The 20,816-nt window shown below is 71.7% G+C and carries 25 protein-coding genes and 1 pseudogene; 17 read left to right on the top strand and 9 right to left on the bottom strand.

The window, feature by feature from the left end; translation table 11 throughout:
* Positions 1 to 6: 6 nt before the first annotated feature.
* Genes ACQPXB_RS25000 through ACQPXB_RS25010 form a run of 3 tightly spaced genes read right to left on the bottom strand, consistent with a single transcriptional unit; the run spans position 7 to position 3,250 of the window.
* Positions 7 to 420 carry a TIGR03668 family PPOX class F420-dependent oxidoreductase gene (locus ACQPXB_RS25000; protein WP_366575993.1) on the bottom strand — a complete coding sequence of 138 codons (414 nt, stop codon included), beginning with the start codon at positions 418 to 420 and terminating at the stop codon, positions 7 to 9.
* 2 nt (positions 421 to 422) lie between these two features.
* Complete coding sequence (locus ACQPXB_RS25005) at positions 423 to 1,322, bottom strand: S66 peptidase family protein (protein ID WP_432844628.1); 900 nt, start codon at positions 1,320 to 1,322, stop codon at positions 423 to 425.
* Entirely contained in the window at positions 1,319 to 3,250 is a 1,932-nt protein-coding gene (locus ACQPXB_RS25010; RefSeq protein WP_432844629.1) for a prolyl oligopeptidase family serine peptidase, read from the bottom strand. The genes ACQPXB_RS25005 and ACQPXB_RS25010 overlap by 4 nt, the downstream gene beginning before the upstream one ends.
* A 119-nt stretch (positions 3,251 to 3,369) precedes the next feature.
* On the opposite strand from ACQPXB_RS25010, the gene ACQPXB_RS25015 reads away from it, so the two are divergent.
* The 4 genes from ACQPXB_RS25015 to ACQPXB_RS25030 all read left to right on the top strand — a co-directional run bounded on the left by ACQPXB_RS25015 (position 3,370) and on the right by ACQPXB_RS25030 (position 6,425).
* Positions 3,370 to 3,945, top strand: a complete 576-nt coding sequence (locus ACQPXB_RS25015; protein WP_366575999.1) for a DUF3090 domain-containing protein — start codon at positions 3,370 to 3,372, stop codon at positions 3,943 to 3,945.
* Positions 3,946 to 3,953: 8 nt separating this feature from the next.
* Positions 3,954 to 4,763: an SCO1664 family protein gene (locus tag ACQPXB_RS25020; RefSeq protein WP_386945566.1), complete on the top strand. Its 810-nt coding sequence runs from the start codon at positions 3,954 to 3,956 to the stop codon at positions 4,761 to 4,763.
* Positions 4,748 to 5,620 (top strand): phosphotransferase, encoded by an 873-nt coding sequence (locus ACQPXB_RS25025; RefSeq protein WP_432856772.1) that lies wholly within the window; start codon positions 4,748 to 4,750, stop codon positions 5,618 to 5,620. The genes ACQPXB_RS25020 and ACQPXB_RS25025 overlap by 16 nt, the downstream gene beginning before the upstream one ends.
* A gap of 109 nt (positions 5,621 to 5,729) precedes the next feature.
* Positions 5,730 to 6,425 (top strand): hemerythrin domain-containing protein, encoded by a 696-nt coding sequence (locus ACQPXB_RS25030; protein ID WP_432844630.1) that lies wholly within the window; start codon positions 5,730 to 5,732, stop codon positions 6,423 to 6,425.
* 35 nt (positions 6,426 to 6,460) lie between these two features.
* Here ACQPXB_RS25030 and ACQPXB_RS25035 read toward each other — a convergent pair whose 3' ends face one another.
* On the bottom strand, positions 6,461 to 7,237 hold the full coding sequence (locus tag ACQPXB_RS25035; protein ID WP_386945564.1) for a M50 family metallopeptidase: 777 nt from the start codon (positions 7,235 to 7,237) through the stop codon (positions 6,461 to 6,463).
* Between the two features lie 102 nt (positions 7,238 to 7,339).
* On the opposite strand from ACQPXB_RS25035, the gene ACQPXB_RS25040 reads away from it, so the two are divergent.
* The 3 genes from ACQPXB_RS25040 to ACQPXB_RS25050 all read left to right on the top strand — a co-directional run bounded on the left by ACQPXB_RS25040 (position 7,340) and on the right by ACQPXB_RS25050 (position 10,159).
* Positions 7,340 to 8,146, top strand: a complete 807-nt coding sequence (locus ACQPXB_RS25040) for a DUF3097 domain-containing protein (RefSeq protein WP_386945562.1) — start codon at positions 7,340 to 7,342, stop codon at positions 8,144 to 8,146.
* Positions 8,147 to 8,249: 103 nt separating this feature from the next.
* Positions 8,250 to 8,684, top strand: a complete 435-nt coding sequence (locus ACQPXB_RS25045; RefSeq protein ID WP_366576009.1) for an NfeD family protein — start codon at positions 8,250 to 8,252, stop codon at positions 8,682 to 8,684.
* 116 nt (positions 8,685 to 8,800) lie between these two features.
* Entirely contained in the window at positions 8,801 to 10,159 is a 1,359-nt protein-coding gene (locus ACQPXB_RS25050) for an SPFH domain-containing protein (RefSeq protein WP_432856775.1), read from the top strand.
* 60 nt (positions 10,160 to 10,219) lie between these two features.
* Here ACQPXB_RS25050 and ACQPXB_RS25055 read toward each other — a convergent pair whose 3' ends face one another.
* Entirely contained in the window at positions 10,220 to 11,566 is a 1,347-nt protein-coding gene (locus ACQPXB_RS25055) for an MFS transporter (protein WP_366576011.1), read from the bottom strand.
* A gap of 236 nt (positions 11,567 to 11,802) precedes the next feature.
* On the opposite strand from ACQPXB_RS25055, the gene ACQPXB_RS25060 reads away from it, so the two are divergent.
* From ACQPXB_RS25060 to ACQPXB_RS25090, 7 genes and pseudogenes are all read left to right on the top strand, one after another.
* On the top strand, positions 11,803 to 12,300 hold the full coding sequence (locus tag ACQPXB_RS25060) for a pyridoxamine 5'-phosphate oxidase family protein (RefSeq protein ID WP_432844631.1): 498 nt from the start codon (positions 11,803 to 11,805) through the stop codon (positions 12,298 to 12,300).
* Between the two features lie 96 nt (positions 12,301 to 12,396).
* Positions 12,397 to 12,804: a YciI family protein gene (locus tag ACQPXB_RS25065; RefSeq protein ID WP_432844632.1), complete on the top strand. Its 408-nt coding sequence runs from the start codon at positions 12,397 to 12,399 to the stop codon at positions 12,802 to 12,804.
* Positions 12,801 to 13,958, top strand: coding sequence for an RNA polymerase sigma factor (locus ACQPXB_RS25070; protein WP_432844633.1), 1,158 nt, complete (start codon positions 12,801 to 12,803; stop codon positions 13,956 to 13,958). The genes ACQPXB_RS25065 and ACQPXB_RS25070 overlap by 4 nt, the downstream gene beginning before the upstream one ends.
* Before the next feature lie 345 nt (positions 13,959 to 14,303).
* Entirely contained in the window at positions 14,304 to 14,690 is a 387-nt protein-coding gene (locus ACQPXB_RS25075; RefSeq protein ID WP_432844634.1) for a VOC family protein, read from the top strand.
* A 5-nt stretch (positions 14,691 to 14,695) separates the two neighbouring features.
* Positions 14,696 to 15,013 carry a metalloregulator ArsR/SmtB family transcription factor gene (locus ACQPXB_RS25080; protein ID WP_432844635.1) on the top strand — a complete coding sequence of 106 codons (318 nt, stop codon included), beginning with the start codon at positions 14,696 to 14,698 and terminating at the stop codon, positions 15,011 to 15,013.
* Between the two features lie 35 nt (positions 15,014 to 15,048).
* Positions 15,049 to 15,461 (top strand): annotated as a pseudogene (locus tag ACQPXB_RS25085) (SRPBCC family protein).
* A gap of 21 nt (positions 15,462 to 15,482) precedes the next feature.
* Positions 15,483 to 16,088 (top strand): TetR/AcrR family transcriptional regulator, encoded by a 606-nt coding sequence (locus tag ACQPXB_RS25090; protein WP_366576022.1) that lies wholly within the window; start codon positions 15,483 to 15,485, stop codon positions 16,086 to 16,088.
* Here the strand turns inward: ACQPXB_RS25090 and ACQPXB_RS25095 are convergent.
* Positions 16,056 to 16,859, bottom strand: a complete 804-nt coding sequence (locus ACQPXB_RS25095) for an SGNH/GDSL hydrolase family protein (protein ID WP_432844636.1) — start codon at positions 16,857 to 16,859, stop codon at positions 16,056 to 16,058. The two genes, ACQPXB_RS25090 and ACQPXB_RS25095, sit on opposite strands and share 33 nt — an antisense overlap.
* Before the next feature lie 125 nt (positions 16,860 to 16,984).
* Between ACQPXB_RS25095 and ACQPXB_RS25100 the strand changes: the two genes are divergently transcribed.
* The gene (locus ACQPXB_RS25100; RefSeq protein ID WP_432844637.1) at positions 16,985 to 17,875 is read left to right on the top strand and encodes a trypsin-like serine protease; all 891 of its coding nucleotides are present in this window, start codon (positions 16,985 to 16,987) and stop codon (positions 17,873 to 17,875) included.
* Between the two features lies 1 nt (position 17,876).
* Here the strand turns inward: ACQPXB_RS25100 and ACQPXB_RS25105 are convergent, their stop codons facing one another.
* On the bottom strand, positions 17,877 to 18,401 hold the full coding sequence (locus ACQPXB_RS25105; RefSeq protein ID WP_432844638.1) for a CGNR zinc finger domain-containing protein: 525 nt from the start codon (positions 18,399 to 18,401) through the stop codon (positions 17,877 to 17,879).
* Positions 18,402 to 18,426: 25 nt separating this feature from the next.
* Here ACQPXB_RS25105 and ACQPXB_RS25110 point away from each other — a divergent pair, with 25 nt between their 5' ends.
* Complete coding sequence (locus ACQPXB_RS25110; protein WP_366576029.1) at positions 18,427 to 18,612, top strand: hypothetical protein; 186 nt, start codon at positions 18,427 to 18,429, stop codon at positions 18,610 to 18,612.
* Here the strand turns inward: ACQPXB_RS25110 and ACQPXB_RS25115 are convergent.
* Both ACQPXB_RS25115 and ACQPXB_RS25120 read right to left on the bottom strand, forming a co-directional pair.
* Positions 18,590 to 19,393 (bottom strand): pentapeptide repeat-containing protein, encoded by an 804-nt coding sequence (locus tag ACQPXB_RS25115; protein WP_432844639.1) that lies wholly within the window; start codon positions 19,391 to 19,393, stop codon positions 18,590 to 18,592. The two genes, ACQPXB_RS25110 and ACQPXB_RS25115, sit on opposite strands and share 23 nt — an antisense overlap.
* 100 nt (positions 19,394 to 19,493) lie before the next feature.
* Positions 19,494 to 20,198, bottom strand: coding sequence for a TetR/AcrR family transcriptional regulator (locus ACQPXB_RS25120; protein ID WP_432844640.1), 705 nt, complete (start codon positions 20,196 to 20,198; stop codon positions 19,494 to 19,496).
* Between the two features lie 124 nt (positions 20,199 to 20,322).
* Here ACQPXB_RS25120 and ACQPXB_RS25125 point away from each other — a divergent pair, with 124 nt between their 5' ends.
* Complete coding sequence (locus ACQPXB_RS25125; protein ID WP_432844641.1) at positions 20,323 to 20,808, top strand: SRPBCC family protein; 486 nt, start codon at positions 20,323 to 20,325, stop codon at positions 20,806 to 20,808.
* The last annotated feature ends 8 nt before the right edge of the window (positions 20,809 to 20,816 follow it).

The raw sequence follows: 20,816 nt of genomic DNA on the forward strand, positions 1-20,816 counted from the left end.
ACACCGTTACGAGAAGGACCAGCCGTGCCACGAGTGCACGGTCGTGAGGACCACCGCGTGTTCCGGCGGGTGCTCGGCGTACTGCGGGTACTTCGCCACCAGCCACGACACCGGCTCGGCCCGCGCGGCCGGATCCAGCACCTGCGCGACGCCGTCCGCGCGGGCCCACCACAGCTGGGACCAGTCGTCGGAGTAGGCGTCGACGAGGAAGGACACGGCCGGGTTCTCCGCGATGTTCGCCAGGCGGCGCAGCGCGGTCGTCGACTTGGGTTTGTGGTCGACGGCGAAGGCGATCGAATCACCGGACACCGCGAAGGTCACCGGTACCAGGTGTGGCACGCCGGCAGCCGAAGCCGTCGCCAGGCGGGCCACGCGGGAGGCCGCGAAGCGAGCTCGCGCTTCCGAAGCGGACAACCGCATGATCAGGCCAGCGCGGGGGAGTCGAGGGTCAACGTGCCCAGCTCCGTGTCCAGCGAAGCCCGCGCGCCCAGTGGCAGCGTCGGCGAGGACGCCACGTGGCCGAAGCCGAAGTCGCCCAGCACCGGGATGCCCAAGGGGGCCAAGCGGTCCAGCACCAGCGCCCGGATCTCGGCCGGGTCGCCGCACGCGGCCCACGAGCCCAGCACCACGCCCTGCGCGCCGGCGAACCAGCCCGCGCGCAGCAGCTGCGTCAGCATCCGGTCGATCCGGTACACGCTCTCGGTCACGTCCTCCAGCAGCACGATCCCGTCCGCGGCCGAACCCTGCTCCGCCGTGCCGAGCCCGGCCGCGAGCAGCGACAGGTTGCCACCCACCAGTACGCCCGACGCGCGGCCCGGCACGAGCACGTCGGCGACCGGCGCGTGCAGCACGCGCGTGCGCTCCGGTTCGAACAGCGTGCGCCGCAGGTGCTCGGCCGCGGTTTCGTCGAACAGGACCGAAGCGGGCATCGGCGAGAACAACGTGTCCAGGCCCAGGTGGGTGGCCACGGCACGGTGCAGGGCCGTCACGTCGGACGAACCCGCCAGCACCTTCGGCCCGGCAACCCGCAATGCCGTCCAGTCGATCAGGTCCAGCATCCGCTGCGCGCCGTACCCGCCACGGGCCGCGAGCACGCACGACACCTCCGGGTCGAGCCACGCGGCCGTGAACTCCGCCGCCCGCACCTCGTCCGGCGCCGACAGGTAGCCCGACGTCGAGCCGTGTACCGCCTCGCCGACCCGCACCTTCACACCCCACCCGCGCAGCACCGGCAGCGCCGCGTCGAGCAGGTCCGGCGCGACGGGACCGGACGGCGCCACCAGCGCCACCGTGTCCCCGGGCGCCAGCCGCGGTGGTCTCATCGGGACAGCTCCAGCTTCGCCACGTCCGGCGTCGCGAACCCGAACACCTGGCCGTAGAACGACAGCTCGGCCTCCAGCGCGGTCACGATCGTCTCCGCCCGCCGGAACCCGTGCTGCTCACCCGGGAACCGCAGGTAGGCGTGGTCGACGCCGCTGCCGGCCAGGCCGGCGACGAACCGGTCCGCCTGCTCCGGCGGGCAGATCTGGTCCTCCAGCCCCTGCAGGAACAGCACCGGCCCCGCCAGCGAACCCGCGTGCGTGATCGGCGAACGCTCCCGGTAGCGGTCCGCGGTCTCCGGGTAGGGGCCGACCAGCCCCACCAGGTACTGCGACTCGAAGTCGTGCGTCTCGCCACCGGCGCCCGTCCACGTGGCGAGGTCCAGGATCGGGAACTTCACCGTCGCCGCCGCGTACGTGCGGGTCATGGTGATCGACGCCGCCGACGTGAACCCGCCCGCGCTGCCACCCCGGATCCCGAGCCGCGCGCCGTCGGCGGCGCCCTCGGCCACGAGCGCCTCGGCCACCGCCACGCAGTCGCCGACGTCCACCACACCCCACTGCTCGCGCAGCCGCTCCCGGAACGCCCGGCCGTACCCGGTGGAGCCGCCGTAGTTCACGGCCACCACGCCGATGCCACGGCTGGTGAAATACGCGATCGTCAGGTCCAGCGCCGCGTCGCTGCGCCCGGTCGGCCCGCCGTGCACGTGGACCAGGAACGGCGGCCGCTCACCCTCGGGACCGGTGAAGTCCGGGTTCCGAGGCGCGAACACGAACGCCGGGATCCGCGAACCGTCCGCCGCGGTGAACACACGCTCCTGCGGCACCGGCAGGTACGCCGCCGGCGGCAGGTCGGCCGGCTGCGGCGTCAGCGCCGTCCACGTGCCCGCTTCGAGATCCACGCGCACCACGGCGCTCTCGCGGTCCGCGCCCCCGGCGATCCCCACGACGCCACCCGGCACCACGGCCAGCCCGGACGTCGACCACACGCTCAGCTCCGGCACGACCGGCGTCACCGAACCGGCGTGCTCGTCGAGCACCGCCAGCCCGTCCGTGGTGAGGACGGCGTGCCGCCCGCCGCCGAGCGGCACGAACCAGCTCGTGCCGAGCTTCCACATCGCGCCGCCGATCTCCCGCAACACCGGCGCCAGGTTCACTACCGTCCCGTCGAGCCCGACGCGGTGCAGGTTCCACCAGCCCTCCGGATCGAGCAGCGCCAGCAGCCGGTCCGGCGTCTCCCACTCCACCTGGCAGACCGCCACGTTGGCGCCACCGGCCAGCACCCGGGCCTCGCCGAACACCCCGTCGCCGTCCACGGGCGCGACGAACAGCTCCGTGCCGTCCCACGGCATCGCCGGGTGATCCCACGCGAGCCACGCCGCGTGCGCGCCGTCGGGCGAGAGCTGCGGCGCCGTGAAAAACCGATGGCCCGCCACGAGCACGCGCTCGGCCCCACCCGCGACGGGGATGGCCACCAGCTCACGGGAGATGTCCGTGCGGCGCGGTCCGGTGCTGCGCTCCCGCACCGCCCACACCTCACCGGCGCGGCCCGCGCGAAGATCGCTGTAGCGCACGCCCTGCGGCTCGGCCGGCTCCGGCGTCAGCGCGCTCACCTCACCGGCGACCGACGCGTACACCCGCTGATCGGCCCAATGGGTGAAAACCACGACGTCGCCGATCGCGACCCACGGCCGGCCGCCGTACTCGTGCACCCGGTTGCGGACGTTCCACGGCGCCGGCAGCACGTCCTCGACCCCGCCACCCGGCACCGCGCGCACGAGCGCCACGCGGCCGCCTTCGGCCGGTCGGGCCTCGGCCCACCACAGTTCGTCACCCACCGTCGCCGGCCACTGTGCGCCACCTCCCGCGGCCGCCACGTCCGCCGCCGAAACGGGTGAGGTCCAGGTTCCGTATGAAGAGATCTGTGGCACCCGGAAAGCCTAACGGCGATCCGCTGCGTGTCCGCACCCGCACGCACCGCACCGAAATCCCGGTCAACCAGGGGCGGCGGATGCCGATCATGCGCCCGTGGCCTAGGGTCGGGGGTGCTATGTCTCGCGTAATCCACGTCTTCCGCAAGCCCGACCGGTTCGTCGCCGGAACGGTCGGCGAGCCCGGCGATCGCACGTTCTACCTCCAGGCGTCGGAAGATGTCAGGACGATCAGCGTGACGATCGAGAAACAGCAGGTCGTCGTCCTCGCCGAACGCCTCGGCTCCCTTCTCGAGGAGGTCGCCAGCCGCTTCGGCGCCGACGTGCCCACCGACGTCCCCGACGACCATCTCGACGTCGACCCCCTCACGGTGCCCGTCGAGGAGGAGTTCCGCGTCGGCACCATGGGCCTCGGCTGGGACGCCGACTCCAGCGCCGTCGTGATCGAGCTGCTCGCGATCACCGAGGGTGAGGTCGACGAGACGGTGGTCCTCGACGACACCGAGGAGGGCCCCGACGCCGTGCGCGTGTTCCTGACCCCGGTCGCCGCCCGCGCCTTCGCCGAGCGCGCCGACCGCGTCGTCAATGCCGGGCGCAAACCCTGCCCGCTGTGCGGCGAGCCCCTCGACGCGACCGGGCACATCTGCCCCCGGCAGAACGGCTACCGCCGCGACGTCGACGTGGCCGAGGACTGAGGGCGCCGGTGGCCAGCACCCCGCCGGAGCCGACGGACCCCGCCGCGCGCGAATTCGTCACGCACGGCCGCATCGACGTCGAGGGGCGGCTCGTCGACGCCTCCAACGTCACCCTGTTCTGCGCGATCGAGCTCGACGGCGTCACCGGCCGGGTGGTCTACAAGCCGGTGTCGGGGGAGCGGCCGCTGTGGGACTTCCCCGACGGCACCCTCGCCGGCCGTGAGGTCGCGACCGCGATGATCGCCGACGCGTCCGGCCTCGGCGCCATCCCGCCCACCGTCCTGCGCGACGGCCCGTTCGGGCCCGGCATGGTCCAGCTGTGGGTGGAGACCGCCGAGGACGGCGACGTCGTCGACGTCTGCGCGCCCGACGAGGTCCCCGAAGGCTGGCGCACCGTGCTGCACGCCCACGACCGCCTCGGCGACCCGGCGGTCCTGGTCCACGCCGACCACCCCGGGATGCGTGAGCTGGCCGTGCTCGACGTCATCGTGAACAACACCGACCGCAAGGGCGGGCACCTGCTCGCCGGCACCGACGGCCGCGTCTACGGCGTCGACCACGGCATCTGCCTGCACACCGACCCGAAGCTGCGGACCGTGCTGTGGGGCTGGATCGGCGAGCGCCTCGGCGACGAGGCCGCGGAGAAGCTGCGCAAGCTGCGGTCCGACCTCGATGGCAAGCTCGGCGCCGACCTCGGCGAGCACATCACCACTTTCGAGGTCCGCGCACTCTCGCAGCGGACCGACTTCCTGCTCGCCGAAGGGGTCTTCCCCGAACCCGGCGACGACTGGCGCGCGATCCCCTGGCCGCTCTTCTGAACGACTCGCTGGACGCCACGGCCCGCGCGAGGCTCGTCGACCGGTTCGGCGCGGGCGTCGGACCGTGGTGCGACGCGCTGCCCGAACTCGTCTCGCGCCTCGCGCAGCGCTGGGCTCTCACGGTCCGGGAAGCGCGCCCGGGCAACACCGGCCGGACCCTGCTGTGCGACAGCCCCGACGGTCCCCGCGTCCTGAAGCTGTGCCCCGATCCCGCGATCGCCCGGGCCGAGGCCACGGCGTTGCAGGCGTGGGCCGGCCTGCCTCGAGTCGTGCAGCTGCTCGACACCGACCTCGCCGCGGGCGCGATCCTGCTCGAAGGCCTCGTGCCCGGCACCCCCCTGACCGGCGCCGACGTCCCCTGGAACCAGGTCCGCGACCTGCTCGGCCAGCTCCACGGCGTCGGCGCGGACGGCCCGTTCCCGACCCAGCTCGAGCGCGTCCACGCGATGTTCGACCTCGCCGAACGCCGCTTACGGGGCAGCACCGCGCAAGCGCACCTGCCGATGCACGTCCTGCGCACCGGGCGCACCCGCGCCGAAACCCTCGCCACCACCGGTCCTGTCGCTCTCGTCCACGGCGACCTGCACCCCGGCAACGTCCTCGACGCCGGCCCGGCCCGCGGCCTCGTCGCGATCGACCCCCGCCCGTGCATCGGCGACCCGGCCCTCGACAGCGTCGACTGGGCGTTCCTCCCGCTCGCCGACGGCGGCGCACTCGACGACGGCCTCGCCGAGTTGCCCGACCCCGGCCGCACCCGCGCGTGGTGCGTCGCGCTCGCCCCGCTCGTCGCGATAGGACCCCTGCGCCGCACCGGCCCGACGCCCTTCACCGACGCGGTCCTCGCGCTCCTGCGGTAGGTGTGGCGCTCGTCACTGTTCGGCTCCAGGTTCAACCGTCGCGGTGCCGAGCTCCGTGTCGCGGGATGCCGGGCGAGCACGCGCCGGCTCCCGCTGCCGAAGGACTGACATGACCGCAACGAAGGCTCCCGGCGCGATGACCCGCGAGATGCGCATGGTGCACACCGCGCTGCGCCGCGAGTTCGGGCTGATGCCGAAGCTGATCACCGGCGTCGCCGAAGGGGACACTGCGCGCGCCGCGCTCGTCGCGGGCCACCTCGAGCTCGTCAGCACGATCCTGCACCACCACCATCACGCCGAAGACCTCGAGATCTGGCCGCACCTGCTCGACCGCTGCCCCGCCGACGTCGCGCCGCTCGTGCACGGCACGGAACGCCACCACGAACGCATCGCGTTCCTCGGCGTCGACCTCACCGAGGCCGTCGCGGCCTGGCGCAGCGAGCCGGACCCCGTGCACCGCGACGCCGTGCTGGCCGTGCTCGACCCGCTGATCACCGTGCTGTACGAGCACCTCGGCGCGGAAGAGGACTACGTGCTCCCGCTGATCGAACAGCACATCACCGCCGCCGAGTGGAACACGATGGCCGCCCAGGCCGCGGCCGCGCTCCCGGCCGAGAAGCTCCCGCTCGTGCTCGGGATCATGATGTACGAAGGCGACCCCGGGGCCGTCCAGGACACTCTCGGCAATCTGCCCGCCGAAGCCCGCGACACCCTCGCCGAGCTGGCGCCGCGCCTGTACGCGGACCTCGCCGAAACCATCCACGGCACCCGCACGCCCCCGAAGGAATCCGCGCACGCCCGCTGAACCGGCCCGTCACGGCCCAGCGGCACGGCCACTCGTCACGGCCACAGGAGCGGCACCGCCTTCTCCAGCGCCCAGCCGATGACCACGAACCAGCCGGCGATCCACACGAACGCCGGGATCGAGGTGAGCTCGGCGAGGCCGGCGGCGTCGTCGGTGTGGTCGCGCAGGCCGTGGCGCACCCGGTTGGACACGATCGCGGCCAGCCCGCCGATCTCGCTGGTGAGCAGCAGCCACGCCTCGCCGTACGCGACGGCGTTCTGCACCCATCCCGGCGCCGCCCGCCAGACGGTGAAGGTGACCATCCCCAGCGCGACCACCGCGACGAAGGTGATCAGGTCCCGCGTGACCACCAGCACGAGCACCATCACCAGCGTCGTGAGCGCGAGAACGGCGGGAGCGTGGCCGTGGCGCAGCAGCCCGGCGGCACCGAGCCCGGCCAGCGACGGCATCGCGTACCCGGCCACGCTCGTCAACGTCCGCGACCACGGCGACGGGGCCCACGACCACGTGGCACCGCTGTCGGCGCCGGTGATCGCGATCCGGTACACCCCGCCGCCGGTGAGGACGCTCGCCAGCGCGTGCCCGGCCTCGTGGAACACCGTCCCCAGCACGTTCGCGTGCCCGATCAGCAGATCCTTCTCGCTCGACAGGAATGCGAACGTCCCCGCCGACACCGCGGCCGCGAACAAGCCCGTCACCAGCACCAACCACTGCCCGGGCGCCTCGACCGTCCCGGTCAGCGACCCGAAGATCCCCCCACCCGCCATGACCTCGACCTCCCCTGGGAACGGCAGGAACCCGAAGAATCGCACGTGGGTACGACATTTCCGGTGCCTCGAAGGACGTCAAGGATCAAGAGCCGCCCGGCGTGGCGGCACGACTTCGGCCTGCGAACCGCACTACGGTGCTCGGCCGTGCGCTCACATTCGTACGACGACGTGCTGTCGGGTCCGCGCAAGCGGAAGATCCCCGAGATCCCGGCCGAACCCGGCCTTGTGGTCGAAGATCCCGCCAGCGGCTACTGCGGCGCGGTCGTGAAGATCGAGTACGGCAATGTCGTGCTCGAGGACGCCAAGGGCCGCCACCGCGTGTTCCCGCTCGGCCCGGCGGCGTTCCTGCTGGAGGGCAAGCCCGTCACGCTCGTGCCGGTCCGCAAGGCCGCCGCGCCCGTCAAGAAGGTGTCGGCGTCCGGCTCGGTGAAGGTGCAGGGCCTGCAGGCCCGCGTCGCACGGGACTCCCGGATCTGGGTCGAGGGCAAGCACGACGCCGAGCTCGTCGAACGCGTGTGGGGCCACGACCTGCGTGTGGAAGGCGTGGTCGTGGAGCCGCTGGACGGCGTCGACGTGCTGGCCGGGAAGATCGCCGACTTCGGCACCGGGCCCGGCCGCCGCCTCGGCGTGCTGGTGGACCACCTCGTGACGGGCAGCAAGGAGTCACGGCTGGTCGCGCAGATCCGGGACGAACAGGTGCTCGTGACCGGTCACCCGTACGTGGATATCTGGCAGGCCGTGAAACCTGCCGCGGTCGGCATCCGCGCCTGGCCGGAGATCCCGCGCGGCACCGAGTGGAAGGTCGGGATCTGCGAGGCGCTCGGCTGGGGCGAGACCTATGAGGGCTGGCAACGGGTCCTGGCCGCCGTGAGCAGTTTCCGCGACCTCGAGACGCCGCTCATCGGCGCCGTCGAACGGCTCATCGACTTCGTCACCGAACCCGCCGAATGACCCGGAAGTGAGCCCGGTATGCCCGATTTCGGGCAAGGTCACGCGTCGGTCACGTCGAGTCACTTGCCCGGTGCGAACCGGCGCGATCTGAGAGCATGAGCACATGGCAGCAGCATTGATCTGGCTGATCATCGGCATCGTCCTGATGATCGCGGAAGTCATCTCGGGCGACTTCGTGTTGATCATGCTCGGCATCGCCGCGCTGCTCGGCGCCGGCTCCGAAGCGATCACCGGCAACATCTTCATCGACGTCGCCGTGTTCGCCGTCAGCTCCGTCGCACTGCTGGCGCTGGTCCGCCCCGCGCTCAAGCGCCGCTTCCTCGCCGGCTCCCACACGCCCACGGGCACGGACGCGCTCATCGGCGCCCGCGCCGTCGTGGTGTCCACAGTGGACTACGACGCCGGGCAGGTGAAGATCGGGGGAGAGATCTGGTCGGCGCGCGCGGTGCACGAGTCGCACCCGCCGATCGCGCCGGGCACCAGCGTGACCGTCGTCGAGATCTCCGGCGCCACCGCCGTGGTGGACGTCGTGTCGTGATCGCGAGAACTCCGGAAAACGGTACTAGGTAAGGGGAAACGCTCTTGTCGACAATTGCGATCGTCGTGGTCGCGCTTCTGGTCTTGTTCGTCATCATCACGGTGGTCAAGGCGATCATGGTGGTGCCGCAGGCCCAGTCGGCGGTGATCGAGCGACTCGGCCGGTTCCGCACGGTCGCCTCGCCCGGCCTGACGTTCCTGGTGCCGTTCCTGGACAAGGTCCGCGCCCGGATCGACCTGCGCGAGCAGGTCGTCTCGTTCCCGCCGCAGCCGGTGATCACCGAGGACAACCTGACGGTCAACATCGACACCGTCGTGTACTTCCAGGTCACCGACTCGCGCGCCGCAGTGTACGAGATCTCCAACTACATCATCGGTGTCGAGCAGCTCACCACCACCACGCTCCGCAACGTGGTCGGTGGCATGAGCCTGGAGCAGACGCTGACCTCCCGCGACGCGATCAACAGCCAGCTGCGCGGCGTCCTCGACGAGGCCACCGGCCGCTGGGGCATCCGTGTCGCGCGGGTCGAGCTCAAAGCGATCGACCCGCCGCCGTCGATCCAGGACTCGATGGAGAAGCAGATGCGCGCCGACCGGGAGAAGCGCGCGATGATCCTCACCGCCGAAGGTCAGCGGGAGTCGTCGATCAAGACGGCGGAAGGCCAGAAGCAGAGCCAGATCCTCTCCGCGGAAGGCCAGAAGCAGGCCGCGATCCTCGCGGCCGAGGCCGAGCGGCAGTCCCGCATCCTGCGCGCGCAGGGTGAACGCGCCGCCCGCTACCTGCAGGCCCAGGGTCAGGCGAAGGCGATCGAGAAGGTGTTCGCCGCCATCAAGGCCGGCCGACCGACGCCCGAGGTGCTCGCCTACCAGTACCTGCAGACCCTGCCGCAGATGGCGCAGGGCGACGCGAACAAGGTCTGGATGATCCCGAGCGACTACGGCAAGGCCCTCGAGGGCTTCGCCCGCGCGCTCGGCGCCCCCGGCGACGACGGCGTGTTCCGCTACGAGCCGCCGAAGGACGACACCCCCGAACGCCCCGACCTCGACGACGACGAGGTCGCCGGCTGGTTCGACACCTCGACCGACCCGAAGGTCGCCGAGGCCGTCGCCGCCGCGGAAGCCGTGGCGCGCAAGGAGGTGCCGAGCCCGCTCAACACCCCGCCGCCGCGCCGCGCTCTCGGCGGCCCCACCTCGACGCCGGAAGCCGCGGCTCCGGCCGCACCGGTTGAGGAAGAGCCGCCCGCACCGCCGGCCCCGACCACGCCGCCGCCCAGCACGCCGCCGCCGGGGCTCCAGCAGCAGAACCCGCAGTCGCTCCCGCAGCCGCAGCCCCCGACCACTCCGCCGAGTGGTCCGTACCAGGGCCCGCCGCAGCAGTTCGGCGGTCAGCAGGGGCAGGGTCCGGGCAGCGGGCCGTTCCCGCAGCAGGGCCCGTTCGGCGGACCCCAGGGCGGGCCGCCGCAGCAGCGCCGCTGACGCACCACGCGAAAGAGGGGCGCCACACCGTCATTCCGGTGCGGCGCCCCTCTTTCGTCGTCAACGGCGGGCGTAGACGCTCACGTCGTCGATGTTCGCTTTCGACCGGTCCGGCAGTGCGATCACACACAGGACCGTGACCACCGCGGACAGCACGATGTAGATCGACACCGAGTACGGCGTGCCGGTCAGGTGCAGCAGCCACGTCGCCAGCAGCGGCGCGGGCCCGCCCGCGAACACCGACGCCAGCTGGTACCCGAGGCCGGCGCCGCCGTAGCGCAGGTGCGTCGGGAAGCTCTCGCCGATCAGCGCGGCCTGCGGCCCGTACTGCATCGCGTGCGCGGCCAGCGACACGATCACCGCGACGAAGATCAGCACGTGTCCGGCGTGGCTGAGGATCGTGAAGTACGGGAACGCGATCACCGCCGTGAGCACCGAGCCGCTCAGATACACCCGTTTCCGGCCGATCCGGTCGGAGAGCTGCGAGAACACCGGGATCAGCACCAGCTCCGCCAGCGCGCCGACGAGCACCGCGTTGAGGATGAACGTCTTGCTGAACTCGGGACGTTCCACCACGTACACGAGCACGAAGCTGGTGAACAGGTAGAACGGCATCTGCTCGCTGAAGCGCAGGCCCGCCGAGAGCAGGATCTCCCGCCAGTGGTGGCGCACCGCGTCCTTCACCGGCGCCTTCGACGTCTTCTTGTTCGCCACCACCCCCGCGAACATCGGGGTCTCGAGGATCCGGAGCCGGATCACGAGGCCGATGACCACGAGCACCAGGCTGAGCAGGAACGGGATCCGCCAGCCCCACGAATCGAAGTCCTCCTGCGACAGCGTGGCCGACAGCAGGGTCATGCCACCGGTTCCGAGAACCAGCCCGACCGGCACGCCGACCTGGGCGAAACTGGCGAGCAGCCCGCGCCGGCGCTGATCACCCCATTCCATCGCGAGCAGAACCGATCCGCTCCACTCACCACCGATCGCGATGCCCTGCACCAGGCGCAGCAGCACCAGGATGATGGGAGCCGCGATCCCGATCGACGCGGTCCCCGGCAGCACCCCCACGAGTGCCGAGGACAAGCCCATCAGGAGCAGGGTGACGATGAGTGTCGCCTTGCGCCCCAGGCGATCGCCCCAGTGCCCGAAGATCGCCGCGCCGACCGGGCGTGCGGCGAACCCCACCGCGTAGGTGGCGAACGACTGCATCACGCCCGCGTAGCCGGTTGAAGAGGGGAAGAACAGGTGGGGGAAGACGAGTGCGGCGGCGGTGTTGTAGAGGAAGAAGTCGTACCACTCGATCGTCGTCCCGATCGACCCGGCGAGCGCCGCCCGCCGCACCTGCACTCGACGGTCTCCGGAGGACGCTGCGACTGACTTGGTGACTTCGTTGTCGCCTAGAACCATGATGCACACCTCTCGTGACTGGCGTCACTCAATAGTGTGAGGCACCTGCCCCGGTTCGGCGATTCCTGACGAACGATGCGGGAAGGCCGTTTCATCCCGTCACCCTTTGTGGTCGTATTCCGCCGAAAGCCACGGTCTGCGATTGTTCCGAAAAACTTCGTGACGGGATGTCGGGAACCCGAGCGCGGCTCCGTCCCCGCGGCGAACACAGACCGAGCCTCACCGAGGAGACCCCCGTGGACCGCAGCGAGATCACCGAGATCCTCAACCGCCCGCTCAGCCAGGAGCTGCTGGCGCGCGACCTGACCCGCCTGGCCTATGTCGCCCAGGACGGGACACCGCGCACCGTGCCGATCGGGTTCGCCTGGAACGGCACCGAGATCGTCATGTGCACCACCAAGAACGCACCGAAGCTCCCTTCGCTGCGCGCCAACCCGATGGTCGCACTCACCATCGACACCGAGGTGCACCCGCCGAAGATCCTGCTCATCCGCGGCCGCGCGGAGCTGGACGTCGTCGACGGGATCCCCGAGGAGTACCTGCAGATGAACGGCTCCTACGAGATGACCGCCGAACAGCGCGTCGAGTGGGAGGCCGAGGTCCGGTCGCTCTACGACGGCATGGTCCGGATCGTCGTGACCCCGACCTGGGTGAAGCTCATCGACTTCGAGACCACCCTGCCCAGCGCCGTCGAAGAGCTCGTCAAGCAGCGCGCCGAGCGTCAGCACGCCTAGAAGATTTCCGCCGCCGGATGTCGGGAACCCGCGAACGGCTGCGTCCCCCTACCGAACCCGGCCAGAATGGGCCGGACCACACCGAGGAGAACGACGATGGCCAAGTACCTGCTGCTCAAGCACTACCGCGGCGCGCCGGCCGCCGGCAACGACGTGCCGATGGACCAGTGGACCCCCGACGAGGTCACGGCCCACGTGCAGTACCAGCGCGACTTCGCGGCCAAGCTCCAAAGCACCGGCGAGTTCGTGGACAGCCAGGCGCTCTCGCAGGAAGGCACGTGGGTCAGCTCCGGCGGCGAGGGCCGGCCGCCGGTCACCGACGGACCGTTCGCGGAGACCAAGGACCTCATCGCCGGCTGGGTGATCATCGACGTCGAGTCCCACCAGCGCGCGGTCGAGCTCGCCGGCGAGCTGTCCGCAGCACCGGGTGCGGGCGGCAAGCCGGTCCAGGAGTGGCTCGAGGTGCGCCCGTTCTACGGCGAGTGCCCCGCCATCACCGAATGACGGTGCCGGTGGACGAGACCCTGCTGCGGACCCTCACCCCGGCGGTGATCGGGATCCTCGGCCGCCGCGGAGCCGATTTCGCGGCGGCCGAGGACGCGGTGCAGGAAGCCCTGGTGGAGGCCGTGCGCGTGTGGCCGGACGACCCGCCGCGTGACCCGAAGGGCTGGCTGGTCACCGTCGCGTGGCGCAAGTTCCTCGACGCCGCGCGCGCCGACTCCTCGCGCCGCAATCGAGAGCTGCGCGCGGACGAGGAGCCGGAACCGGGCCCGAGCGAGGTCGCCGACGACACGCTGCAGCTGTACTTCCTGTGCACGCACCCGTCGCTGACCCCGGCTTCGGCCGTCGCGCTCACGTTGCGCGCGGTCGGCGGGCTGACCACGCAGCAGATCGCGCAGGCCTACCTCGTGCCCGAGGCGACGATGGGCCAGCGCATCACCCGGGCCAAGAAGACCGTGGCGGGCGTGCGTCTGAACCGGGCCGGCGACGTCGCCACGGTTCTGCGGGTGCTGTACCTGGTTTTCAACGAGGGCTACTCCGGGGACGTCGACCTCGCCGCCGAGGCCATCCGGCTCACCCGCCAGCTGGCCGCCCGGATCGACCACGAGGAAGTCGCGGGCCTGCTCGCCCTGATGCTGCTCCACCACGCCCGCCGCCCCGCGCGGACCAGCACCGACGGCCGGCTCGTCCCGCTGGCCGAGCAGGACCGCAGCCAGTGGGACACGCGCCTGATCGCCGAGGGCGTCGACATCCTGCAAGCCGCGCTCGCGCGCGACCGCCTGGGCGAGTTCCAAGCCCAGGCCGCGATCGCCGCGCTGCACGCCGACGCCCAGTCGGCCGAGGAGACCGACTGGGTGCAGATCGTCGAGTGGTACGACGAGCTGGTGCGCCTCACCGACAGCCCGGTGGCCCGCCTCAACCGAGCCGTCGCGGTCGGCGAGGCCGACGGTCCCCGCGCAGGCCTGGCCGCGCTCGCCGAACTCGACCCCACCCTGCCCCGCCACACCGCGGCGTCGGCCTACCTCCACGAACGCGCCGGCGACCCCGCCACCGCGGCCCACCTCTACACCGAAGCCGCCGCGGCCGCCCCCAACCTGCCCGAACGCGACCACCTCACCCGGCAGGCCGCCCGGCTGAACTCCCGGCTGCGCGAGTGACGCCGCGTCGTTGACCCGAGGCGGTCAAGCCGTCGCGTGGACGTCGCGGTAAAGCTCAACCCGCGGTGGGTCACGTCGCCGCCCTGCCCGGCGAAGTGGCCGGGCCGCGGCGCGCGCGACCCACGTGCCCTTCACCAGCGAGCGCCCCGCGACTTCTCGATCGCCGTGCGCATAGCCTGCGACCGAGAAGTCGGCCGCGAGCTCAGTGGCCCAGTGCCGCTCCGGCGATCCCGCTCCGGCGATGGCGATGTTGCGCGCGTGCGCCCTCCGAATCCGTGCTCACCCCCTCTGGCGCAGCGCACTACGGGTTGACGCGTAGGATTTCTCCTACCTATTGTTTCCGGCATGACCGTCTCCCGCATCCAGTTCGTCACCGTGCCGGTGGCCGACCAGGCGAAAGCGCGCGACTTCTACGTCGAGAAGCTCGGGTTCGAGGTCGTGGTCGATCGCGGCGGGCCCGCCGGGCGGTTCGTGATGGTGGCGCCGAAGGGGGCGCAGACCGGTCTGGTGCTGGTCGACTACCCGATCTCCGGCGTCACGCTCACCGGGCCGCTGCACTTCCAGCTCGACACCACCGACCTCGACGCCGACGTGGCCGCGTTGCGCGGCAACGGGATCGAGGTCCCCGAGCCACAGGTGATGCCGTGGGGTCGCGCGACCTCGTTCCGCGACCTCGACGGCAACGGTGTCGGCCTGCTCGAGCCCTCGGCGTTCGGCAACCGGCCGGGCTGAGCGGCGTGCCGGTCAACGACGACGTCTTCGCCGCGCTCGCCAACCCGGCGCGGCGCGAGGTGCTGCGGATGCTGCTGGAGGGCCCGATGGCCGCCGGTGATCTGGCCGGGCGCTTCGACATGCGCCGGCCCAGCCTGTCGGAGCACCTGCGCGTGCTGCGGGAGGCCGGACTGGTCACCGAGCACCGCGCCGGGCGCAACCGCGTCTACTCCCTCGAAGCCGCGCCGCTGGAGGAAGTCACGACGTGGCTGCACCCGTTCGAGCAGTTCTGGCGCACCAAGCTCACCAACCTGCGTGACCTGCTCGACGAGGAGGACCTGTGACCGAGGCCGTGCCGAACGCGGAAGACCCGACGGCCGTGCACGTCGACCAGTTCCTGCCGCACCCCGCGCGCAAGGTCTGGCGCGCGCTCACCGAACCGGAGCTGCTGGAACGCTGGCTCACGATGCCCAACGACATCAAACCCGTGGTGGGACACCGGTTCGAGCTGCTCGCCCAGCCCGTGCCGGCGGCCGGGTTCACAGGCGGGCCGGTGCAGTGCGAGGTGCTCGTGGCCGACCCCGAACGCGAGCTGAGCATCAAGTGGGTCCGAAGTGGACGGTCACGTGGCGGCTCGTGCCGGAGGGCACCGGCACCCGGCTGTTCCTCAGCCACGAGGGCTTCGACCCGGACGACGAGTTCGAGCGCGTCTCCCGCCGGATCATGGGAGGCGGCTGGCGCTCGCACGTGCCGCGAGCGCTGGAACGCGTGCTCAGCGCGCTGCCCTGCTGAACCCGGCTACGATCAGGCACCGTGACGGAGTCCAAACCGCTGCGCGCCGACGCCCGGCGCAACCGGGCCAAAGTGCTCGAAGCCGCGGAGACGGTGTTCGCGGCCAAAGGCACGGGCGCCCCGACCGAAGAGGTCGCACGCGAGGCCGGCGTGGGCGTCGGCACGGTGTTCCGGCACTTCCCGACGAAGGAAGCACTGCTCGAAGCGGTGCTCTACGCACGGCTGCACCGCTTCGTCGACGAGGCCGAGGCGGTCGTCGCGCAGGACTCACCCGACGCCGGCGCCGCGTTCTTCACGTTCCTGACCAGCTGGATCGAGATGTCCAGCGCGAAAAACGCCTACTTCGAAGCCCTCAGCGCCGCCGGCATCCACGTGCCACAGGCCGGCTCGGACGTCGCCACCCGCCTGCTGGAGGCGCTCGGCGTGCTGCTGCGCCGCGCGCAGGACGCCGACGCGGTGCGCGCCGACCTCACCGTGGCCGAGCTGATCCCGGTGATCATCGGCACGGCCAAGGCCGCCGAGCACATCGGCGCCGACTGCGCCCTGCGCGACCGCGTGGTCGCGATCCTCTTCGACGGCCTGCGCCCGGCCTTGTCAGCCGCGCACGCGCCGCGCGTCGGCGCTTGATCCGAGTGCACCGGACCCGAACGGCTCCAGCACCGGGCGTTTAGGGCTCATCGTGTCTCCGGACGACTCGCCCCGCAGGCGGCGCTGAACCCACGGCCACGCGTGCTCGCGGCTCCAGCGCAGGTTCTCCTCGCGGCGTTCGCGGGCCGACAGGCGAGGGCGCGGCCCCAGCTCGGCCGAAGTGAGGTCGTGGGGGACCCCCAGCACGCCGAGGACCGCGATGGCGACCTCGAGGTGGCCGCGGGAGTTGAGGTGCAGGCGGTCGGGTGCCCACAGCCGCCGGTCGCGCAGCTGCCGCATAGACCACATGTCCACCAGCAGCGTGCCGTGGCGGGCGGCGATGCCGCGCACGTTCTCGTTGTAGATCGCGACGCGCCCGCGCATCTGCCGGAACAACGCGTCCTCCACCCCGTCGACGCCGGTGAACAGCGCGACCCGCGCACCGGTGCCGCGCAGCCGGGCGACGGCGAGCTCGTAGGAGTCGGTCAGCGCGTCGATGTCGACCTTCGGGCGCATCAGGTCGTTGCCGCCCGCGTAGAGCGTGACCAGGTCCGGTTCCATCGCGATCGCCGGCTCGACCTGCTCGGCGAGCACCTGGGGCAGCAGCTTCCCGCGGATGGCGAGGTTGGCGTAGCGGAAGTCCGGCTCACGAGCGCCCAGCACCTCGGCGACGCGGTCGGCCCAGCCGCGCACGCCGTTCGGCGCGGCGGGATCGTCGTCGCCGACACCTTCGGTGAAGGAATCGCCCAGGGATACCAAGCGGTTGGTCATAACGGGAACCCTAATGCAGCCCGAAACGTCCCTTGATCGGCTGCGGTGTCACAGAGTGACGAGATTCGCTGAGATTTCTCCACGGATGGATGAACTTCTTGGGGTCTCCGTCCGTTGTTGCGAGTGTGAAGTCACGATCCGGTCACCGTCGTTCCCGGCACGGCGCGCTGGCACTCGCCATCGTCGCTGGTGCGGGCCTCGCCGGCGGCTACGTCACCGTCCAGAAGGGTGCGGCCGCGTCCGCCGAGGGGCACGCCGACACGGCCGGAGTAGCGCACACGCGCGCGGGCGCCGCCGGGCAGGGCTCGTCGGCTCAGCCCGACGCGGCGCCCAGCAGCACGGCGCCGGCTCTGCCGCCGAGTGTGATGCCGTTCAACGCGAAGCTCACGTCGAAGGACATCCCCGTCGAGGGCGGCGGCGTGCGCGGCGGCGGCTGCAGCGGTTCGCTGATCGCGCCGGACTGGATCATCACGGCCGGGCACTGCTTCCACGACCTCGACGGCACCCGCGTCGGCGGCGCGCCGCAGTACCACATGACGGTGGCGGTCGGGAAGATCAACGACGACGACCCGCGCGGGCACGTGGTGCAGGCGGTGGACGTGCGCCAGTCGCCGGTCAACGACCTCGCGCTGGTCAAGCTCAGCGCCCCGATCACCGACATCGCGCCGCTGACGCTGCCGACCGGTCCGCCGAAGGTCGGCGAGGACGTCGACTTCGTGGGCTGGGGCTCGCTCTCGGCCACCGTCGTCGCGCCGGCCGACCACATGAAACGCGGCCACTTCGAGGTCAGCGACATCCGCCACACCGAGCTCGACATGAGCCCGCGGGAGGCGCGCACCGTCGAGAACAGCCCGTGTCACGACGACTCGGGCTCACCGTTTTTCGTCCCCGAGGGCGACCAGAAGGGCCGGCTGGTGGCGGTCGAGGACAACGGCCCGGACTGCCCCCAGCCCGGCGTGGAGACCACTGCGCGCGTGGACACGATCCTCGACTGGATCCACGAGCAGATGAGCTGAGTCAGGCGCTGAGCTGCCGGGCCCGGTGGTCGGCGACGTTGACCCGGGTGCCGCACCGCGTCGAGCAGAACCGGCGGCGGCCGTTGCGCGAGGTGTCCACGAACGCGATCCCGCAGCCCTCGCGCGCACACAGGCCGAAGCGGTCGGGTGCTTCGCACACCAGGTGGGCGAGCCCGCCGGCCGAGTGCGCCTGCACGCGTTCCACTGCCCCCGCGTCCTCACTCGCGTAGTGCAGGTGCGGGGGCTTGCCGTCGTGGCCGGAGATGTGCGGGCGCACGGCCGCGGTGGCGAGCAACCGGTTCACGAGCCCGACCCGATCTGCGCTGCCGGCCGCGAAGACTTCACGCAGCCGCCGGCCCCAGTCGAGGATCCGGGCGCCTTCGTCGTCGGTGAGCCCGGCCAGCGTCATGCCGTGGGCGCGGCAGGTGTCCAGCACGTCGTCCGCCCGGACGCCGTCGTCCCGGACCAGAGTGGCCAGCGCCGCGGCCACCTGCGCGCCGGAGCCGCCGTAAGGGTTGAAGTGCACTGACTCATTACAGCACGATCGGGGCATGGATGAGAACCGTTGCCCCCGTTGTGGCTGGCCGCTGGCCGAACTGCCCCCGTCCGCCGTCGTGCCCGGCTCACGCGGCAGCCGGGCCGACTACGTCCGCTGCCTGTGCGGCAGCTGGGTCGCGCGGCTCGGTGGCGTGGTGGTCGGGTCGACGCGCCCGGCTACCAGTGGGCGGGCCGGCTGAGGCGCTCGGTGAGCCGGGTCGTGGCGTCGCCGCGGGCAGCGTTGACCTGCGACTGCGTGAGGAACAGGCACGCGGTGAGGTCCGCCCCGCGGACGTCGGCGTCGCGCAGGTCCGCCCCGATCAGGTCGGCCTGGCGCAGATCGGCGCGGCGCAGGTCCGCGGCGATGAGGTAGGCGCCGCGCAGGTTCGTGCCCCGCAGGTCCGCGTTCGCGAGCCTCGCTCCGATGAGATCGGCGCCGCGGCGGTCCTTCTTCTTGCCGCGCACCCCGCCCCGCACGAGCCGGCTCGTGGCCTGCAGCAGCACGTCCACGCGGGCGCGCTGCCCGGCGACGTCCACGGCGAGCAGGGTGTCCGGGTCGGACAGCGTCAGCGCTTGAGTCTCGCCGAGCGCGGTGTCGAGTTCGGTGTGCAGCTCCCGCGTGACGTCGAGGGACCGCGCTTCGGTGAGGTACCAGAGCAGTTCGTGCAGCTGGCGCATCACGGGCAGCGCGGCGAACATCTGCTTCGCACCGCCCGGTTCGCTGCGCCAGTCCCGCCCGCCGAACGTGATCTGTGAGATCTTCTGCCCGGCGCCGAAACAGTCGTAGACGGTGCAGCCGGAGAATCCCTTGTCCCGCAAGCGGTCGTGGATGCCGCAGCCGAACTCCGGCTCGAGGTTCGGGCACGGGTCGCCGGCGGCCTTGTCCATCGCGAAGTCCGCGGAGCGGGTGAAGGTGAGGGCGACGCAGCAGAGCCCGAAGCAGCTGCCGCAGTCGGCGGTGAGCGGATCGTGGTGGGGCAAGTGTTCTCCAGGCTGCGGGGTTGCTGCCAGCGTATCGGCGGCGCTTTCGCCGCTCGGCGCAACGGGTGTGCAGCGCGCCGGGCGGGCCGTGGCTCCTCGGTCAGGGCACCCAACCGGCCGGTTTGTCCGGGGAGAAGTAGGCGGCGAACATGTCGAGGGCGGGTTCGACCAGGCGGGCGTACCGGCCCTCGTCGAAGCCGGCGTGCTGATCGTTGCCCAGCTGGAGCGAGCCGACGCCGGCGCCGAGGGCGATGAACAGCCCGACGCCCCGCTCCGAGGCGGCCGCCGGGTGCAGCTCGTGGCGGTCGACGGCCGCGGCGAACGCTCGCGTGGTCAGCTCCTGTACCGCCAAGCTGGGCCGATACGCCCGCGCCGACGGCTCGAACCCCGGCACCGCCGGGAGGAACAGCAGCTGGGACAAGGCCGGGTGGTCGACCGAGAACCGGACCGTGGCGGCGGCGATCGCGCGCAGGGCCGCCCAGCCCTCCGGCACGGCCGCGACCGCCGTCCGGACGACGTCCAGGTGCTGCTCCATTCCCCGTTCGAACAGCGCGTTGTACACCGCGAGCCGCGAGTCGAAGTACTGGTAGAGCGACGACTGCCGCAACCCGACCCGTCGCGCCACCTCCGACAGGTTGAGCGCGGCGGCGCCCTGCTCGGTCACGACGTCGAGCGCCGCGTCGAGGATCTCGTCGATCGCTTGCAGCCGCAGCCGCTCACGCCGGCCTGACGGTGGCGAAGCGTGGCGAGGACCGCCGTCGGCGTCGAGGCGGGCCGAGCCGGGATGCGGGTTGAAAGATCCCATGACCTGCAGCGTAGACAACCCGATAGGGTATCGGCCACACTATGTCCTATCGGAACCGCCGTCGACAAGTGTCGAGAGGCTGGTCGAGCGGCGGTGAGAACGCATCAGCTCCCGGGAGGGGACGATGGGCGAGCTCACTCGCGACGAGGTGCACCGGCACGTCGAAGCCGACCCTCGGACGCTGTACGACCTGGTGTCGGACGTGACCCGGACGCCCGAGTGGAGTCCGGAGGTGATCGAGTGCCGCTGGCTCGACGGTGCGAGCAGTGCCGCGGTGGGCGCCACGTTCGTCGCCCGCAACAAGCGGCGCTGGTTCACCTGGTCGAACAAGCCGGTCGTCGAAGTCGCCGATCCGGCGCGGGAGTTCGGCATCCGCCGCACCGAACGCGGCGGCGGCAGCATCCGGTGGCGGTACGTGTTCCGCCCGGAAGGGACCGGTACCGCGGCGATCGAGTCCTACGAGGTCGTCGAATCCGTGCCGCGGGGCCTGCACGTGATCCTGCGGGTGTTCTTCGGGGTCCGGGACCTGGAGGCCGACCTCAACGCGAACATGCGCGTGAGTCTGGAGCGGCTTGCGCGGATCGCCGAACGAGAATCCGCCAAGGCCTGACTCGCCAC

This window comes from Amycolatopsis sp. CA-161197, assembly GCF_050942255.1.
Classification (GTDB): domain Bacteria; phylum Actinomycetota; class Actinomycetes; order Mycobacteriales; family Pseudonocardiaceae; genus Amycolatopsis.